This is a genomic window from Sphingobacterium rhinopitheci, assembly GCF_022627575.1.
Lineage (GTDB): Bacteria > Bacteroidota > Bacteroidia > Sphingobacteriales > Sphingobacteriaceae > Sphingobacterium > Sphingobacterium rhinopitheci.
On record NZ_JADEYQ010000058.1, the window covers coordinates 1 to 963 of the forward strand.

The window sequence follows — 963 nt, forward strand, 5'->3', positions numbered from 1 at the left end:
AACCCTTTTAGTCTTTGTGTTCAAAATACTTAAAATAGTATTTTTATAAAAAACAACCTAATTTCAAAAGTCTCACAAAACCCTCGTTTATATTTTTAAGAATTAATCTCTAAAAGTCAACACTATACCACTTAGAAATGAGTGAATATGCATTTGTAAAGTTAGTTCATTATGAACTTAGATCAATTTATAAATACCTCAATAAATTAGTAAGCAACAGTAAATAAAGCCTTATTAAATTTTTCTTCTTCAATTTCGTCTACTACAGCGACAGCTAGAGCTTCTACAGAAATAGAGCTTTGCCCCTTCTCGTCGAAGATTGGTATCATTGTTCCATATCGATACTTTTCTGTTCTTCCAGTTGAAATACCTGGATACATTTCTAATGCTGGAGATTAATAAAGCCAATCCAATGAGGTTTATTTTTTCAATAGATTAAAGTATTCTCGTGCAGCCCTTGTTACAGGTTTGAAAATTTCAGGAAACTCATCGATATCCTCAGCTTGGATTGTATCCGTAACATATAAGCTGCCTGCTCCACATAAGTCATTCACGGAACTTAAAACGTTTTATTTGAGATTAATTTTCGGAAGATGTATCGTCTCATGTATCATGGTCATAGAGTCTATATACAGCCTCATTGCTTTGGATATATACGCTAATTTTTCATAATGAGAAGCATTATGAAAAAATAAGTATTCCGGTTGAAAATATATTTGAAAAATAAATAGAGAATCACTTTTTAAACCTGTATACTCTACTGTATAAGGCTTCCATATTTCATTTATTAAATCTTGTTCAAACTCTACATTGAACACACGTTGCAGACGCCTTGATAATTTAGCCCCCAATAAGTTCGGAGTGAAATTTTAGATTTCAAATTAATACATTTGAGATAATGAAATATAAGAAATGGAGTTTAGCTGAAAAGCTAGAAATCTTATCTAGTGGCGATGCCATAGG

The 963-nt window shown here is 31.4% G+C and carries 1 protein-coding gene; it reads right to left on the reverse strand.

The window, feature by feature from the left end; all coding sequences use genetic code 11:
- Positions 1–206 precede the first annotated feature (206 nt).
- Complete coding sequence (locus IP023_RS15765; RefSeq protein WP_241791362.1) at positions 207–380, reverse strand: NAD(P)-dependent oxidoreductase; 174 nt, start codon at positions 378–380, stop codon at positions 207–209.
- Positions 381–963 lie beyond the last annotated feature (583 nt).